General features: G+C 71.2%; 14 protein-coding genes. 11 read left to right on the forward strand and 3 right to left on the reverse strand.

The window, feature by feature from the left end:
- The first annotated feature begins 4 nt into the window (after window positions 1-4).
- Both FHP29_RS12695 and FHP29_RS12700 read left to right on the forward strand, forming a co-directional pair.
- Window positions 5-847, forward strand: coding sequence for an undecaprenyl-diphosphate phosphatase (locus FHP29_RS12695; protein WP_240044476.1), 843 nt, complete (start codon window positions 5-7; stop codon window positions 845-847).
- Window positions 848-951: 104 nt separating this feature from the next.
- Window positions 952-3,786, forward strand: coding sequence for a hypothetical protein (locus FHP29_RS12700; protein ID WP_139623208.1), 2,835 nt, complete (start codon window positions 952-954; stop codon window positions 3,784-3,786).
- Window positions 3,787-3,808: 22 nt separating this feature from the next.
- On the opposite strand, the gene corA is transcribed toward FHP29_RS12700, so the two are convergent.
- Window positions 3,809-4,789: a magnesium/cobalt transporter CorA gene (gene corA, locus FHP29_RS12705; RefSeq protein ID WP_139623209.1), complete on the reverse strand. Its 981-nt coding sequence runs from the start codon at window positions 4,787-4,789 to the stop codon at window positions 3,809-3,811.
- Between the two features lie 30 nt (window positions 4,790-4,819).
- Between corA and FHP29_RS12710 the strand changes: the two genes are divergently transcribed.
- Genes FHP29_RS12710 through mshC form a run of 4 tightly spaced genes read left to right on the forward strand, consistent with a single transcriptional unit; the run spans window position 4,820 to window position 8,154 of the window.
- Window positions 4,820-5,530, forward strand: coding sequence for a histidine phosphatase family protein (locus tag FHP29_RS12710; RefSeq protein ID WP_139623210.1), 711 nt, complete (start codon window positions 4,820-4,822; stop codon window positions 5,528-5,530).
- A gap of 21 nt (window positions 5,531-5,551) precedes the next feature.
- A complete protein-coding gene (locus FHP29_RS12715; RefSeq protein ID WP_139623211.1) occupies window positions 5,552-6,115 on the forward strand; it encodes a DUF3090 domain-containing protein in 564 nt (187 codons plus the stop codon).
- A gap of 31 nt (window positions 6,116-6,146) precedes the next feature.
- Window positions 6,147-6,887: an SCO1664 family protein gene (locus FHP29_RS12720; RefSeq protein WP_139623212.1), complete on the forward strand. Its 741-nt coding sequence runs from the start codon at window positions 6,147-6,149 to the stop codon at window positions 6,885-6,887.
- Window positions 6,888-6,909: 22 nt separating this feature from the next.
- Window positions 6,910-8,154, forward strand: a complete 1,245-nt coding sequence (gene mshC / locus FHP29_RS12725) for a cysteine--1-D-myo-inosityl 2-amino-2-deoxy-alpha-D-glucopyranoside ligase (RefSeq protein WP_139623213.1) — start codon at window positions 6,910-6,912, stop codon at window positions 8,152-8,154.
- Between the two features lie 81 nt (window positions 8,155-8,235).
- On the opposite strand, the gene FHP29_RS12730 is transcribed toward mshC, so the two are convergent.
- Window positions 8,236-9,081: a PAC2 family protein gene (locus tag FHP29_RS12730; RefSeq protein ID WP_420813421.1), complete on the reverse strand. Its 846-nt coding sequence runs from the start codon at window positions 9,079-9,081 to the stop codon at window positions 8,236-8,238.
- A gap of 149 nt (window positions 9,082-9,230) precedes the next feature.
- Between FHP29_RS12730 and metH the strand changes: the two genes are divergently transcribed.
- The 3 genes from metH to FHP29_RS12745 all read left to right on the forward strand — a co-directional run bounded on the left by metH (window position 9,231) and on the right by FHP29_RS12745 (window position 14,085).
- Window positions 9,231-12,992: a methionine synthase gene (gene metH, locus FHP29_RS12735; RefSeq protein WP_139623215.1), complete on the forward strand. Its 3,762-nt coding sequence runs from the start codon at window positions 9,231-9,233 to the stop codon at window positions 12,990-12,992.
- Window positions 12,993-13,039: 47 nt separating this feature from the next.
- Window positions 13,040-13,249, forward strand: coding sequence for a hypothetical protein (locus tag FHP29_RS12740; RefSeq protein WP_139623216.1), 210 nt, complete (start codon window positions 13,040-13,042; stop codon window positions 13,247-13,249).
- A gap of 131 nt (window positions 13,250-13,380) precedes the next feature.
- A complete protein-coding gene (locus FHP29_RS12745) occupies window positions 13,381-14,085 on the forward strand; it encodes an HAD family hydrolase (protein WP_275669442.1) in 705 nt (234 codons plus the stop codon).
- On the opposite strand, the gene FHP29_RS12750 is transcribed toward FHP29_RS12745, so the two are convergent.
- On the reverse strand, window positions 14,048-14,971 hold the full coding sequence (locus tag FHP29_RS12750) for a RecB family exonuclease (RefSeq protein WP_139623218.1): 924 nt from the start codon (window positions 14,969-14,971) through the stop codon (window positions 14,048-14,050). The two genes, FHP29_RS12745 and FHP29_RS12750, sit on opposite strands and share 38 nt — an antisense overlap.
- Window positions 14,972-15,037: 66 nt before the next feature.
- Here FHP29_RS12750 and FHP29_RS12755 point away from each other — a divergent pair, with 66 nt between their 5' ends.
- Together FHP29_RS12755 and FHP29_RS12760 are read left to right on the forward strand one after the other, a co-directional pair.
- Window positions 15,038-16,150: a site-2 protease family protein gene (locus tag FHP29_RS12755; RefSeq protein WP_139623219.1), complete on the forward strand. Its 1,113-nt coding sequence runs from the start codon at window positions 15,038-15,040 to the stop codon at window positions 16,148-16,150.
- A gap of 41 nt (window positions 16,151-16,191) precedes the next feature.
- Complete coding sequence (locus FHP29_RS12760; protein ID WP_139623220.1) at window positions 16,192-17,145, forward strand: tRNA (adenine-N1)-methyltransferase; 954 nt, start codon at window positions 16,192-16,194, stop codon at window positions 17,143-17,145.
- Window positions 17,146-17,187 lie beyond the last annotated feature (42 nt).

Raw genomic sequence — 17,187 nt, forward strand, 5'->3', positions numbered from 1 at the left:
CGTCGTGGCGGACTTCCTGCAGGCAGTGTTCCTCGGCGTGCTCCAGGGACTCACCGAGTTCCTCCCCATCTCGAGCAGCGCGCACCTGCGGATCTTCCCGGAGCTCTTCGGCTGGGGCGACCCCGGCGCCGCCTTCACCGCGGTCATCCAGATCGGCACCGAGCTGGCCGTGCTCGTCTACTTCCGCAAGGACATCTGGCGCATCGCCCGCGCGTGGCTGCTGTCGCTGTTCAAGCCGGAGTACCGCGGAGCCCTCGACGCCCGGATGGGCTGGTACATCATCGTCGGGTCGCTGCCGATCGTGATCCTCGGCGTCCTGCTCAAGGACGTCATCGAACGCGACTTCCGCAACCTGTGGATCATCGGCTGCACCCTGATCGTTCTCGGCCTCGTGCTCGGCCTCGCCGACCGGATCGGTCGCAACGAGCTGGCGATGAAGCAGATGTCCCTGCGCGACGCCGCCCTCATGGGAGGCGCCCAGGCCCTGGCGCTGATCCCCGGCGTCTCCCGCTCCGGCGCCACGTTGTCGATGGGCCGCCTCCTCGGCTACGAGCGGGAGGCGGCGACGCGCTTCGCCTTCCTCCTCGCCATCCCCGCCGTCGTCGGCGCCGGCGTGTTCGAGCTCAAGGAGATCGGCAACGTCGGCACGGCCCACGCCGGCGAGGCCGACTACGGCTGGGGGCCGACCATCGTCGCCACGGTCATCTCCTTCGTCGTCGGGTACGCCGCGATCGCGTGGCTGCTGCGCTGGGTCACCACCAAGTCGTACACGCCGTTCGTGGTCTACCGGGTCGTGCTCGGCACCGCCGTGCTGGTGCTGCTCGGCGCCGGTGTGCTCACCGCCTGACGCCGCAGGGGCCCGACTGGTAAAGAACGAGGGATTCCGCCACGCGCGGGCCCGGGCGTGGCTAGCGTGCCCAGCGGGGGGACGGAAGCCAGTCGGAGGTTGTCATGTTCCTGCGCCGCGTCCTGATCTCGATCAGCACCCTCGCCCTCGTCTGTCTCGGGCTGAGCCTGCCCGCCGAGGCGTTCAAGCCCTACACCCATGTCCAGACGGGTCAGGACGCGCGGTCGGATGCGATCGACAACGGCAAGGTCACCATCGACGGGGCTGAGTACGCCGTCGACCCGAAGGTCGTCGCGGCACTGCGCGACTGGCCGTCGTACTACAACGCCGGCGTGATCGGACCCGACGGCTTCCCGGATCTCGCGATGGGCCAGTCCGTCATCCACCCCGAGGACACCGGGCTGTGGCTGACCTACCTCCTGCGCAAGGCATGGGAGGCGCAGGACGACCCGCAGTACGGCACCGAGGAGAAGAGCCAGATCCTGGCCTTCGTCTACGGCTTCCTCACCCACGCGGCCGGTGACCTGTGGGCGCACACGATGGTCAACCAGCTCTCGGAGGGCATCTTCCCGGCCGTCGACGAGCTGCTCAGCGACCCGGAGAAGGCGTCGATCGCACTCAAGCACCTGATCTCCGAGGGCTATGTCGGCGACGCGACCCGCTTCTACGACGGCAACCCCGAGCGTGGCCCGGCGCCGGGCGGCGACATCAGCGACGACTCGACGCCCGGGATCGCCTTCGACGCGCCCATCAAGTTCATCTACAACACCCTGGTCAAGCGGGACAACGGCTCGCCGACCAACAAGCGAGGACCCATCCTCGACCGCTTCTACCAGCTGCGCGCCGGCCTGGCGTCCTTCGTCGGCGGCGCCGACATCGACCCGGTGGGTGACGCGCTCGCCCACTTCAACAGCCTCCAGGACAGCCTGGACGACCTGGCCAGCGCCTGCAACTTCGACGGCATCGAGGATTCCGTCGGGGACGCCATCCTCTGCCCGATCAAGGCTGCGCTCTTCGGCATCGAGTTCGTCGGCCAGAGCGTCGCCGCGCTCCTGACCCTGGCCGGCGAGTCCGTGGCATGGGCCGCCCAGCAGGCGCTCAAGGCGTACGCCTCGGCGTGGATCGACGACATCGACGCCGGCCTGCGGGACTGGGGCGAGCTGGGCCTGGCCGCGACCCGCGCCCTGTTCGACCCGCAGACCCGGCGCGACCTGCAGAACGAGAAGTGCGCCTGGAAGGGTGCGGAGTCCGACCAGCTGCGCATCGACTGCGAGGACGGGATCGGCATGATCGAGGTCGTCCTGGACGAGTCCGACGACTTCCTCTACGACCACCTGCTCTCCATGCTCGGCGCGCCCGACGTCGCCGTGACGCTCGCCGAGGCCCTCGCCACCGTCTCCGACGCCGTCACCACCGCCTTCCAGGACGCGCTGGGCCCGGTCCTCAACCCGATCCTCAACCCGCTCGCGATCCTCGACAAGGCGATCACCGACTACATCAAGAAGGCGATCGAGGACCGCTTCGAGTTGCCGATCAGCGACATCGAGGAGTTCCTGGAGAACCCGTCGGCCTGGATGCGGGCGCCGTCGGTGAGCCTCGGCTCGCTGGGGACGATCAGCCTGTTCGACAACGGCGAGGCCGACCTGCTCGACAGCTACCTGGGCCTCACGGCCGCCGACCACAAGCCCAGCGGCGCGCTGACCGACACCGCCGCCTTCGACGAGGACCGGTTCGCGGCCTACCAGAACACCGTCACGACCGCGAAGCTGTTGCTGCTCGACGGACCCACCCTCAACGCGGTCCTGTCGACGAAGGTCGGGCACCCGTACGCCCTCTACGGCACCGCGAAGACCGAGAACATCATGACCCGGCGCCTCGGGGGCAGCGACGGCCAGTGGCTGAAGCTGATCGACGGCGACCACGCGTGGCGCCAGGACGGCAAGCCCGTCTTCAACCGGGAGAGCGCCGGCACCGGGGACTTCCCGCTGTGGGAGTCGTGCGTGCTGCGTGAGCGGGCCTTCCGCGGCCTGTTCACCGATTGGGAGAACGGCACCGCCGACTTCCCCGACCTCGGCGACGCCACCGGCGACGGCGTCACCAGCAACGACCCCAACGACCCCCAGCCGCCGACGGCGACCTTCACGACCGGCACGCCGACGTACGTCGCCGGCGGACGCACCTACGTCACCTCGGCCACCCCGTTGTCGATCGCCACCCACGACGGGTTCTGGTCCGACAGCGAGATCTCGCTGGCCTACCGGGTCACCCCGGACGGGCAGGCGCCCGGGCCCTGGCAGCCGACCGGTTCGAACGCCGGCACCGTCACCGTCGGCACCGTCGGGGACGGCCTGGTCCACGTCCAGACCCGCTCCGTCGACCCCTGCGGCGTACGGGAGCAGTCCTTCGACGTGTACGTCGACAACACCCCGCCCGAAGTGACCTACCAGCAGCCGGCCCTGGCGCAGTACGACACCGACGACCTCTCCTCGATCCAGTACTCCGTCACCGACCCCGGCTCCGGTGTCGCCTCGCACTCGGTGACCCTGGACGGGGCGGCGTCGTCGAACGGTGCCGTGCTCGACATGTTCTGGCTCGACGCCGGGATCCACACCATCGTCGTGACCGCCACCGACAACGTCGGCAACACCGCGACGACGCCACGGCAGTTCCGCGTCCGCGCCACGACCGAGAGCCTGCTCAGCAACCTCGAACGCGCGTGGAGCCTGGGCCTGATCACGGATCGCAAGGTCTACGACGGCCTCAAGGACTCGCTGCTGGCGGCCCAGCAGAGCCACCTCAAGAAGAAGCACCCGACGGAGTGGAACCAGCTGACCGCCTACATCAACCAGCTCGAGGGGCAGCGGGGCCACGGGATCGACCGGGTCCTGGCCGACCGGTGGATCGGGTACGCGCTCGACCTCATCGCCAGCAAGGGGTGAGCCACCGAGCCGGTGGCGAGCGTCAGAACCAGCCGGATCGCTTGAACAGGATCCACAGCCCGCCGGCCGTGGCGGCCATGAGCAGCAGCGCGAAGGGATAGCCGAAGGTCCAGTCCAGCTCGGGCATGTGTGTGAAGTTCATGCCGTAGACCCCGGCGATCAGCGTGGGCACGACGACGAGCGCCGCGCCGGCGGAGATCTTGCGCATGTCGTCGTTCTGCTGCATCGCGATGCGCGAGACATGGGCGTCGAAGGCGGAGGACAGCAGGGAGTCGAGGTTGTCGATCTCCTCGGCGGCCTGGGCGAGGTGGTCGCTGACGTCGCGGAAGAACGGCGCCGCCTCCGCCTCGACCAGGTCGACCGTGCCGGTCGCGAAGCGGCGCATCGGCTCCCGCAGCGGCAACACCGCGCGGCGTACCTCGGAGAGCTCGCGCTTGAGCACGTAGATGCGGTCGCCGTCCTGGGAGCGCCGGTCGGAGAAGACCGAGGCCTCGACCTCGTCGACGTCGGTCTCCAGCTCCGCCACCACGGCGGTGTAGCCGTCGACCACGGCGTCGCACACGGCGTAGATCACCGCGGACGGGCCGTGGTCGAGCACCGCCTGCTTCTTCTCCAGCTCGTGCCGGGCGTCGCTGAGAGCCGAGCCGCGACCGTGCCGCACGGTGATCACGAAGTCGGCGCCGATGAAGACGTTGATCTCGCCCGTCTCGACGGCGTCGTCCTCGTCGACGTACCAGAGCGTCTTGAGGACAAGGAACAGATTGTTCTCGTACTTCTCGAGCTTGGGTCGCTGGTGGGCGACGACGGCGTCCTCCACGGCGAGCGGGTGCAGGTCGAAGGCCTGCGCGATCTCACTCAGCTCGGCGTGGCTCGGCTCGTAGAGGCCGACCCACACGAAGTCGTGGTGGCTGCTCGCCGCGGCCCGCAGGGCGGCGTAGTCGTGCAGGTGGCAGTCCACCGGGAGGCGGGTGCCGTGCCGGTAGACGGCGCTGTCGACGATCACGTGTCCACGCTAGTCGTTACAGTCGCGGCCATGGCGACACTCCTGCTGGTGCGGCACGGCCGGACGACCGCGAACGCGTCCGGGATCCTGGCCGGTCGCACGCCGGGCGTCCGGCTCGACGATCTCGGCGGTGAGCAGGTGTCGCGAGCGGGGGCTCGGATAGCGAGCGTCCCGCTGGCCACGCTCGTCACCAGCCCGCAGGAGCGCTGCCGGCAGACCGCCCGGGCGATCGCCGACGCCCAGCGCGACGCAGGGCGCGACGCCACGGCCGTCACCGAGAAGGCGCTCGCCGAGTGCGACTACGGCGAGTGGCAGGGCCGCCCGATCAAGGAGCTGGCGCGGGAGCCGCTGTGGAAGACGGTCCAGCGCCAGCCGTCGGCGGCCGTCTTCCCCGGCGGCGAGTCGATGGTCGCGATGCAGCACCGCGCGGTCGCCGCCGTACGACGCCTCGACGCGACCGTCACGCGCGAGCACGGCCCCGACGCGGTCTGGGTGGCCGTCAGCCACGGCGACATCATCAAGTCGGTCCTCGCCGACGCCCTCGGCATGCACCTCGACCTGTTCCAGCGCATCGGCGTCGACCCGGCGTCGGTCTCGATCGTCCGCTACGCCCCCGACCGGCCCTACGTGCTGGCCAGCAACACCCACGACGGCGATCTGTCCTGGCTGGCGCCGAGGACGGGCAGGCGACGGGCCCGCTCCCGGGGAGCCGTCGTCGGCGGCGGCGCCGGCCCCCACTGACCGGACTACTAGGCTCGCCCCATGCCGATCGTCCACGGATTCGATCCGCCTGAGCGCTTCGTCGCCGGCACCGTCGGCGAGCCCGGGAGCCGCACCTTCTTCCTGCAGGCCCGTGCCGGCTCGCGGCTCGTCTCGGTCGCGCTCGAGAAGCAGCAGGTCATCGCCCTGGCCGAGCGCATCGACGAGCTCCTCGACGAGGTGATCGCCGACGGGCGCTCGCGCGGCACCGTCCCCGCGATGGCGCCGTTCGGACTCGCCGACGACAAGCCGCTGGAGCTGCCCATCGAGGAGGAGTTCCGTGCCGGCACCATGACCCTGTCCTGGGATCCCGACGACGAGCGGGTGGTGGTCGAGGTCTTCCCGGTGGGGGAGGAGCCGGTGGAGCTCTCCGACGGCGAGGACCCGGCCGAGCTCCTGCTGGTCCGCCTCGAGCCGGGACAGGCCCGGGCGTTCGTACGACGCGCGGAGCACGTCGTGGGCGCCGGACGGCCGACCTGTCCCTTCTGCGGGCAGCCGATCGACCCCGACGGCCACCTGTGCGTGCGGGCCAACGGGTTCAAGCGGCGCGAGCCCGGCGACCAGTGACCCGCCGGCGACCGTGGGGACGAGGCTGGAGATGAGCCTGCAGATCCGCGGCCGGATCATGCCCGCGTCCAACGCGACCTTCCTCGCCGAGCTCGACGGACGCGAGGTCGTCTACAAACCGGTCGCCGGCGAACGCCCGCTGTGGGACTTCCCCGACGGGACCCTCGCCGGGCGCGAGGTGAGCGCCTTCCTCGTGTCCGAGGCCACCGGCTGGGACCTGGTGCCGCGCACCTGGTGGGGCGAGGGTCCGCACGGGCCCGGCATGGTCCAGGAGTGGCAGGAGGTCGACCCGGACGACGAGGCCGTCACCCTGGTCCGCTCGGGCGAGGTGCCGCCCGGCTGGATGGAGGTCGTCGAGGGCCTCGACGAGCGCGACCGCCCGATCACCCTCGTCCACGAGGACTCGCCCGGCCTGCGCCGTCTCGCCGTGTTCGACGTCCTGGTCAACAACGCCGACCGCAAGGGTGGTCACGTGCTCGCCATGCCCGGAGGGCACCGGTACGGCGTCGACCACGGGGTCGCCTTCCACCACCAGGCCAAGCTCCGCACCGTGCTGTGGGGCTGGGCCGGCACCGCTCTCACCAGCGAGGAGGTCACGGTGGTCACCGCCGTGCTCGCCGCGATCCGCGGCGACCTCGGCGAACGGCTCGCCACCCATCTCGCCGAGCACGAGATCCGCGCCCTGGAGCGTCGTACCGAACGGCTGCTGGCCACGGGAGTGCTGCCCGGGCCCTCCGACGGGTGGCCGGCGATCCCGTGGCCGCCGTTCTAGAGCCAACCCCTAACATCAAGGCATGCGCGCATGGAACGCTCCGGGTCTCCCGGTGCTGCCGGTCACCGGACCCCAGGTCGTCCTCCACGACACCGCCCGCGGCGGCAAGGTGGAGAGTCGCCCTGACGCGTCCGGCGGGCCCGCGCGCCTCTACGTCTGCGGCATCACCCCCTACGACGCGACGCACATCGGCCACGCCAACACCTACGTCGCGTTCGACCTGCTCAACCGGGCGTGGCGCAACGCCGGCCACGACGTGCGCTACGTCCAGAACGTCACCGACGTCGACGACCCCCTGCTCGAGCGCGCCGCCAAGGTCGGCGTCGACTGGGTGGAGCTCGCCGAGCGCGAGACCGAGCTGTTCCGCAAGGACATGGAGGCGCTGCGCGTCCTGCCTCCTGTCGAGTACGTCGGTGCGGTCGAGTCGATCCCGCTGGTCATCGAGCTGATCGAGCGCCTGGACGCCGCCGGCTCGATCTACCGGGTCGAGCAGGACCTCTACTTCTCCGTGGCCGCCGACCGGGCCTTCGGCGAGGAGTCGAACTACGACCGCGAGACGATGCTCCGCTTCTTCGCCGAGCGCGGGGGCGACCCGGACCGCGCCGGGAAGAAGGACCCGCTCGACTGCGTCGTGTGGCGCGGCGAGCGTGACGGCGAGCCTGCCTGGGACAGCCCCTACGGACCGGGCCGCCCCGGCTGGCACATCGAGTGCGCCGCGATCGCGCTCACCCACCTCGGCGGCGCGTTCGAGGTCCAGGCCGGCGGCAGCGACCTGATCTTCCCCCACCACGAGATGTGCGCCGGGCACGCCCAGGTCGCGACCGGCGAGGCGTTCGCCCGGGTCTACACCCACGCCGGGATGGTCGCCTACGACGGCCAGAAGATGTCGAAGTCGCTCGGCAACCTCGTCTTCGTCTCCGCCCTGCGCAACAGCGACATCGACCCGATGGCGATCCGCCTGGCCCTCCTGCGGCACCACTACCGCAGCGACTGGGAGTGGACCGACGCCCACCTGTGGCAGGCCGTGGACGACCTCGCCGACTGGCGCCGCGCCCTCGCGCTGGGTGCGGGCGCCCCGGCCGGTCCGGTGGTCGAGGAGGTCCTCGCCGCGCTCGCCGACGACCTCGACGCGCCCCGCGCGACCGCTGCCGTCGACGCCTGGGTCAAGGCCACCCTCGGCACCGGCGGCCTGGCCGACACCAGCGACCCCGACGCCGCCGTCACCCTGCTGCCGGTGCTCGACGCTGCCCTCGGCGTCGCGTTGTAGCACGGCACCGATCAGGCAGAGGCGGCATCCCCGGACCCCGAATCGACGCGGTTCGGGCCCGAACCGCGTCGACCGCGGCGCTCAGTCGGTCTCGCCCCGCCGCTTGAGATACCGCTCGAACTCGCGCGCGATCGCCTCACCCGACGCCTCGGGCAGGTCGGCGGTGTCGCGTGACTCCTCGAGCGAGCGGACGTAGTCGGCGATGTCCTCGTCCTCCTCCGCCAGCTCGTCGACGCCCCGCTCCCAGGCCCGGGCCTCGTCGGGGAGGTCGCCGAGCGGCATCGGGATCTCGAGCAGGTCCTCGAGCCGGGTCAGCAGGGCCAGGGTGGCCTTCGGGCACGGGGGCTGGGCGACGTAGTGGGGGACGGCGGCCCAGTAGGACACCGCGGGGATGTCGACGCGGGCGCAGGCGTCCTGGAGGACGCCGACGATGCCGGTCGGTCCCTCGTAGGTCGACTGCTCCAGGACGAGCCGGTCCATCAGCTCGGCCTCGGTGGTGGAGCCCGAGACCGGGATCGGACGGGTGTGCGGGCTGTCGGACAGCAGGGCGCCCAGGGTCACGAACAGCTCGCCGCCCAGGTCGTCGATGGTCGCCAGGATCTCCGCGGTGAACTGCCGCCAGCGCATGTTCGGCTCGATGCCGCGGACCAGGATCACGTCGCGGTCCAGGTCCGGGGGAGAGGCGATGGCGATATGCGTGCTGGGCCAGGTGAGCTTGCGGAAGCCGTTCTCGTCGATGCCGACGGTGGGACGGTTGACCTGGAAGTCGTAGAACTCCTCGGGGTCGATCGCCGCGACCACCTTCGCGTCCCACGCCCTCATCAGGTGGTCCACGACGGCCGTCGCCGACTCGGCAGCGTCGTTCCAGCCCTCGAACGCAGCGATCACCACGGGCCGGACCAGCTCGGGGACCGTCTCGATCTCCATCACCCTCCTGAGCCTAGTCGTGGATCCGAGTAGGATCGGCAGCAGCCGAGAGGCGTTGCAACGGACCGGCCCCCTCGGGGCAGCCCCAGGGCGGTCCGCCACGCTCGGCGAGAAGAACAAGGGCGCCTTCCATAATCGGAAGGATGGACATGTCTGAGCACGACCCGCGCTGGCAGCCCGACGCGACCGACGAGCTCACCGCACTGCTGCGCGAGCGCATCGTCATCCTCGACGGGGCGATGGGCACGGCGATCCAGCGTGACCGACCGGACGAGGCCGGCTACCGCGGCGAGCGCTTCGCCGACCGCGAGGAGTGGCCCAGCGACCTCGTCGGCAACAACGACCTCCTGTCGATCACCCAGCCCGAGATCATCGGCGGGATCCACCGCGAATACCTCGCCGCGGGCGCCGACATCGTCGAGACCAACACGTTCAACTCCAACTCCATCTCGCTGTCCGACTACGGCATGGAGTCCCTGGCCTACGAGCTCAACCTCGAGTCGGCTCGCCTGGCGCGCCGCATCGCCGACGAGGTCGCCGCCGAGACGGGCCGCCGGCGGTACGTCGCCGGCGCGCTCGGCCCCACGACGCGGACCGCCTCGATCAGCCCCGACGTCAACGACCCCGCCGCGCGCAACGTCTCCTACGAACAGCTCGTCGAGGCCTACCTCGAGGCGGCCCGCGGCCTGGTGGACGGCGGCTCGGACCTGCTGTTCATCGAGACCATCTTCGACACCCTCAACGCCAAGGCGGCGATCTTCGCCGTCGAGACCCTCTTCCAGGAGACGGGCCGCCGCTGGCCGGTGGTCATCTCCGGCACGATCACCGACGCCTCCGGGCGCACCCTGTCCGGCCAGGTCACCGAGGCGTTCTGGGACTCGGTGCGGCACGCGAAGCCGCTGGCCGTGGGCCTCAACTGCGCGCTCGGCGCGAAGGAGATGAGGCCCTACGTCGCCGAGCTCTCCCGCCTCGCCGACTCGTTCGTCTCGGCGTACCCCAACGCCGGCCTGCCCAACGCGTTCGGCGAGTACGACGAGGCCCCGGGCGACACCGCCGCCGTGCTCGTCGAGTTCGCCGAGGCCGGCTTCCTCAACATCGTCGGCGGCTGCTGCGGCACGACGCCGGACCACATCGCCGAGATCGCCCGCCGGATGGAGGGCCGGGCCGTCCGCGAGCCCGTCACCGTCGAGCCCGCCATGCGGCTCTCCGGGCTCGAGCCGTTCACGATCACCGACGACAGCCTGTTCGTCAACGTCGGCGAGCGCACCAACATCACCGGCTCCGCGAAGTTCCGCAACCTGATCAAGGACGGCGACTACGACACCGCCCTCTCGGTCGCCGCCCAGCAGGTCGAGGCCGGCGCGCAGGTCATCGACGTCAACATGGACGAGGGCATGATCGACGGCGTCGCCGCGATGGACCGCTTCCTCAAGCTGATCGCCAGCGAGCCCGACATCAGCCGGGTGCCGCTCATGATCGACTCCTCGAAGTGGGAGGTCATCGAGGCCGGGCTGCGCTGCGTGCAGGGCAAGCCGATCGTCAACTCGATCTCCATGAAGGAGGGCGAGGACAAGTTCCGCGAGCAGGCCGAGCTGTGCAAGAAGTACGGCGCGGCCGCGGTCGTGATGGCCTTCGACGAGGACGGCCAGGCCGACAACCTCGAGCGCCGCAAGGCGATCTGCGAGCGCGCCTACCGGATCCTCGTCGACCAGGTCGGCTTCCCGGCAGAGGACATCATCTTCGACCCCAACGTGTTCGCGGTCGCGACCGGCATCGAGGAGCACGCCACCTACGGCCAGGACTTCATCGAGGCGACCCGCTGGATCAAGCAGAACCTGCCGGGCGCCAAGGTCTCCGGCGGCATCTCCAACGTCTCGTTCAGCTTCCGCGGCAACAACGCGGTCCGCGAGGCGATCCACGCGGTGTTCCTGTTCCACGCCATCGAGGCGGGGCTCGACATGGGCATCGTCAACGCCGGCGCGCTGGTGCCCTACGACACGATCGACCCCGAGCTGCGCGATGCCATCGAGGACGTCGTCCTCAACCGCACCGACGACTCGCTGGCCGCCACCGAGCGGCTCCTCGAGCTCGCCGAGCGGCACCGCGGCAACGGCGAGGTCGTCGAGGCCGCAGCAGAGGAGTGGCGCTCCCTGCCCGTGGGGGAGCGGATCACGCACGCGCTGGTCAAGGGACTCGACGGCTTCGTCGAGGACGACACCGAGGAGCTGCGCCAGGAGATCGCCGCGCGCGGCGGCCGTCCGATCGAGGTGATCGAGGGCCCGCTGATGGACGGCATGAACGTCGTCGGCGACCTCTTCGGCGCCGGGAAGATGTTCCTGCCGCAGGTCGTGAAGTCCGCGCGCGTGATGAAGAAGGCCGTCGCCTACCTCATCCCGTTCATCGAGCAGGAGAAGCTCGACAACCCGGAGCTGGCCACCGCCAAAGACACCAACGGCACGATCGTGCTCGCCACCGTGAAGGGCGACGTCCACGACATCGGCAAGAACATCGTCGGCGTCGTGCTGTCGTGCAACAACTACGAGGTGATCGACCTCGGCGTGATGGTGCCCGCACAGAAGATCCTCGACACCGCCAAGGAGGTCGGCGCCGACATCATCGGCCTGTCCGGCCTGATCACGCCCAGCCTCGACGAGATGGTCGGCTTCGCCACCGAGATGCAGCGCCTCGGCCTGGAGATCCCGCTGCTCATCGGCGGCGCGACGACCTCGCGCGCCCACACGGCGGTCAAGATCGACCGGAAGTACGACGGTCCGGTGGTCTGGGTCAAGGACGCCTCCCGGTCGGTCCCGACCGCGGCCGCACTGCTCGACGAGCGCCAGCGCCCGGCGCTGCTGGAGGCCACACAGGCCGACTACGACTCGCTGCGCGCCCGGCACTCGCAGAAGTCGGAGCGCCCGCAGCTGTCCTTCGCCGCGGCCCAGGACAACCGCACGCCGATCGACTGGGACGGCTACGCCCCGCCCCAGCCGCGCACGCCGGGCGTCCACGTGCTCGCCGACTACGACCTCGCCGAGCTGCGCGACTACATCGACTGGCAGCCGTTCTTCAACGCCTGGGAGATGAAGGGCAAGTTCCCCGACATCCTCAACAGCCCCACCCACGGCGAGGCCGCCCGCAAGCTGTACGACGACGCGCAGGCCATGCTCGACAAGCTGGTCGAGGAGCGGTGGCTGCGGGCCAACGGCGTCTACGGGCTGTTCCCGGCCGCGAGCACCGGCGAGGACGTCGTGGTGTTCGAGGACGACGCGCGCTCCGCCGTCCGTGCGACCCTGCACCAGCTGCGCCAGCAGGGCCAGCACCGCGCGGGCGTCCCGAACCGGTCGATGGCCGACTACGTCGCCCCGATCGGCAGCTCGGTCGCCGCTGGGGACTGGGTGGGCGCGTTCGCGGTCACCGCGGGCATCGGCACCACCGAGCGGATCATGGCGTTCAAGGAGGAGCTCGACGACTACTCCGCGATCATGCTCGAGGCCCTCGCCGACCGGCTCGCCGAGGCGTTCGCCGAGCGGCTCCACCAGCGGGTGCGCACCGAGTTCTGGGCGCACGTGCCGGAGGAGCAGCTGACCAACGAGGACCTGATCGCCGAGAAGTACACCGGCATCCGGCCCGCGCCCGGCTACCCCGCCTGCCCCGACCACACCGAGAAGCAGACGATCTGGGAGCTCCTCGACGTCGAGGCCAACACCGGCATCGAGCTCACCGAGTCGATGGCGATGTGGCCCGGTGCATCGGTCTCCGGCCTCTACTACAGCCACCCCGAGGCGCAGTACTTCGTCGTGGGCCGCCTGGGCCGCGACCAGATCGAGGACTATGCATCCCGCAAGGGGTGGAGCGTCGTCGAGACCGAGAAGTGGCTCTCGCCGAACCTCGGCTACGACCCCGACGACTGAGCCGACCCGGTGGGTATCGATCGCGGGGGCGTCGGCGTTGCACCTTCATGAACGAGAACGCACAACCCGCCGTCGACCCCGACGAGCACTACTTCGTGGCGCTCGTGAACGAGGCGCTGGCCCTCGGTGACCTCCGGTCGGCGCGGGCCATCGCCGCCCAGTACGCCTCCGCCCAGGACACCGCCCGGCACACCGCCGCCCACAACGCCGAGTCCCGGCGACACCGGATCGCCCGGCACCTCCACCTCGCCGCCTGACGAGAGTGCGACCGAGCGGCTCGGTCGAGCGACACCGAGCCCCCGCTCGAGGCCGCCCTCGATGCGGCAGGCGACGCACCGAGGGTGCATAGTCGCGTCGTCAGTCGCACGGAGCCTTTCGGAGGGCATCGGTGAACACCCCTTCTCCTCGTGAGCCGGCCGGTCAGCAGCACGAGGCTGATCCTCGGCTCCCCGCCGCCGTCCTGTGGGACATGGACGGAACCCTCGTCGACACCGAGCCGTACTGGATGGCCACGGAGACCGCGATCGCCGAGGAGCACGGCGGGACGTGGACCCACGAGGACGCGATGACCCTGGTCGGCAACGACCTGATCGTCTCGGGGGAGTACATCAGGGCCAAGCTCGGGCTCGCGCAGTCCGCCGAGGAGGTCGTCGAGATGCTCCTCGACGGCGTCGTGGACCAGGTCCGGCACGCGGTGCCCTGGTGTGCCGGCGCTCGCGAGCTCCTGCTGGCGCTGCACGACGCCGGCGTCCCGTGCGCGTTGGTCACGATGTCCTACCAGCGCTTCGTCGCGCCGATCCTCGAGCACCTGCCGCCCGAGACCTTCCGGGTGATCGTGACCGGCGACATGGTCGACAACGGCAAGCCGCACCCGGAGGCCTATCTCACCGCGGCGGCCGCCCTCGGCGTCGACCCGGCCGACTGCGTCGCGATCGAGGACTCGCCGACCGGGGCGACCTCCGCCGAGGCCGCCGGCTGCCGGGTGCTGGTCGTGCCGAACCACGTGCCCGTGCCGCCGGGACCCGCGCGGACCTTCCGAGACTCGCTCGAGGGCGTCACTCCGGCAGAGCTGGGCTCGCTGCCTGCACGGTGACGGGCTGCTCGGTGACGGGCTGCTCGACCGGGTACGGCGGGGGCGTGCCGCCGTACGCCGGGCAGATCGCCTGGTGGGCGCACCACGTGCAGCCGGCGCCCTTGCGCGCCTCGAACTCCCGGCGCTCGGTCGCGGCGCGGATCGCGTCCCACACGGCGAGCACCTTGCGCTCGGTGGCGAGCAGGTCGCGCTCGTCGGGCTCGTAGCGCAGCACCTCGCTGTTGCCGAGGTAGACCAGCTGCAGCATCTTCGGCACGACGCCGCGCATCCGCCACAGGACCAGGGCGTAGAACTTCAGCTGGAAGAGCGCCTTGCCCTCGAACATCTCGTGGGGAGAGGCGCCGCTCTTGTAGTCCACCACCCGGATCGCCCCGTCGGGCGCGATGTCGACCCGGTCGATCACGCCGCGCAGCAGGAGCTTGGAGTCGGTGAGCGTCTCGACGTACAGCTCGCGCTCGGCCGGCTCGAGCCGCGTCGGGTCCTCGAGGTCGAAGTACTTCGCCAAGGTGTCGTGGCACGACGCGAGCCACGCGGTGATCTCCGGTCCGTCCTTCGCGAACATCTCGGTCACGGCCGGCTCGATCTCCTGCAGCTCCTCCCACGCCGGCGCCAGCATCCGGTCGGCCCGCTCGGGGGTGCGCTCGGCGGCCGGCAGGTCGAAGAGCTGCTCCAGGACGCGGTGGACGACCGTCCCGCGCACCGCGGCGGGCGAGGCGGGCTCCGGGAGCCGGTCGATGGTGCGGAAGCGGTAGAGGAGGGGGCAGTTGAGGAAGTCGCCGACCCGCGACGGCGACAGCGCGCCCAGCACCTCGACGCCGTCGACGCGGGTGCCGCCGCGCTCGGCCGGGTCGGCCGGCTCGACGCCGGCAACGGGTGCTGTGGTCATGTCCCCGACAGTAGGCGAGGCCTCCGACATTCCGTCCGTCAGCCGGTCGCCGGATAGCCTCGAGCCATGCCCGCCGACCATCCGCCCCTGCCCCGGGGCACGTTCCGGATCGGTCGGATCGCGGGCAGCCCCGTGCTCGTGTCGGGCTCCTGGTTCCTCATCGCCGGGCTGATCGCCGTCCTCATGGCGCCGCGGGTCGACCAGGTCCAGCCGGGGCTCGGCGGCCTGAAGTACGTCGTCGGCGTCGCCTTCGCGATCGCCCTCTACCTCGCCGTCCTCCTCCACGAGGCGTCCCACGCGCTGGTGGCCCGCCGGTTCGGGTTCACCGTGCACTCGATCACGCTGCACTTCCTCGGCGGGGCGACGTCGATCGAGGGGGAGGCCCGCCGCCCGCGCCAGGAGTTCTGGATCGCGGTCGTCGGTCCGATCACGTCGATCGCGGTCGGGGCCGGGGCGCTCGCCCTGTGGTTCGGCACGCCCGACGGCCTGCTGCGACTCGTCGTCGAGGGCCTCGCGGGCGCCAACTTGATGATCGGCGTCCTGAACCTCGTCCCCGGACTGCCGCTCGACGGCGGCCGGGTGCTCAAGGCCGGCGTCTGGGCGATCACGGGACGGGTCCACACCGGCACCGCGGTCGCGGCCTGGACCGGCCGCGGGATCGCCGTCGCCGTCGGGGTGTGGGCGCTGTGGTCCTCGCGCCACGGTGCCGTCGTCAACCCGCTCATCCTCCTCGTCATCGCGCTGTTCCTCTGGAGCGGGGCCAGCCAGGCGCTCGCCGTCGCCGGCGTGACCCGTCAGTTCAGCGACATCGTCGCCACCGACCTGGCTCGGCGGGCGCTGACGGTGCCCGACGACCTCCCGCTGGCCGAGGCGATGCGCCGAGCCCGCGAGGCCGACGCCGGGAGCATCGTGACCACCACGGCCGACGGCAGCCCGGTCGGCGTCGTGGACGAGACCGCCGCCCGCGCCGTACCCGCGGACCGCGCGCCGTGGATCGCGGTCTCGACCGTCGCCCGCACCCTCGAGCCCGGACTGACGCTGCCCGTCGGGATCAGCGGCACGGAGCTGCTCGACACGGTGCGGTCCACGCCCGCCTCGGAGTACGTCCTGCTCGAGGCGGACGGCCGCGTGTACGGCGTCCTCTCCGCCGCCGACCTGATCCGAGCCGTGCGCCGCTGAGCCGATTCAGGCAGCGGCCGCCGGGCCGATAGATTGCGCCGGTGACCGATGCGCCCCTCAGCCCCTCCGGCGACGTACCCCCCGATGCCTGGTCCGGCGTCCACCGCGGCCCCCTGCGGGTCGGCGAGTGGGTCCGGCTGGTCGACGGCAAGGGCCGCAAGCACAACTTCGAGCTCGTCGAGGGCAAGCGCTTCTTCTCCAACAAGGGCCACCTCGAGCACGACGAGCTGATCGGGCGCGAGGAGGGGTTCACGGTCACCTCGTCGGCCGGCGGCGAGTACCTCGTGTTCCGCCCGCTGCTGTCGGAGTTCGTCGTCTCGATGCCCCGCGGGGCGGCGGTGGTCTACCCGAAGGACTCCGCGCAGATCATCGCGATGGCCGACATCTTCCCCGGCGCCCACGTCGTCGAGGCGGGCGTCGGCTCGGGCGCGCTGACCTGCTCCCTGCTGCGTGCCGTCGGGCCGCACGGCCGCGTGTCGTCGTACGAGCGGCGCGAGGAGTTCGCCGACGTCGCCCGCCGCAACGTCACCCAGTTCTTCGGCGGCGACCACCCCGCCTGGCGGCTCACCCTCGGCGACCTGGCCGAGGAGCTGCCCGCGTCGGGGGAGCGCTGCGACCGGATCATCCTCGACATGCTCGCCCCCTGGGACTGCCTGGATGCGGCCGCCGACGCGCTGCTGCCCGGCGGCATCGTGTGCGCGTACGTCGCCACCACCACCCAGCTGTCGAAGTTCGTCGAGGCGGTGCGCGTCCACGGCGGCTTCACCGAGCCGGCCCCGTGGGAGTCGCTGGTCCGTGACTGGCACGTCGAGGGCCTCGCCGTACGCCCCGGCCACAAGATGATCGGCCACACCGCCTTCCTCGTCACCGCGCGGCGGATGGCACCCGGCGAGCGTGCCCCCCTGAAGAAGCGCCGCCCCGCCCCCGGCGCCTACGGACCCGACTACAGCGGCCCCCGCCCGCCCGGCGTCCCGGACACCCCCGCCGAGGACTGAGGGCGGCGATCAGCACGCGGTTTGGGACCGAACCGCGTGCAT

It is taken from the genome of Nocardioides albidus, assembly GCF_006335005.1.
GTDB lineage: Bacteria > Actinomycetota > Actinomycetes > Propionibacteriales > Nocardioidaceae > Nocardioides > Nocardioides albidus.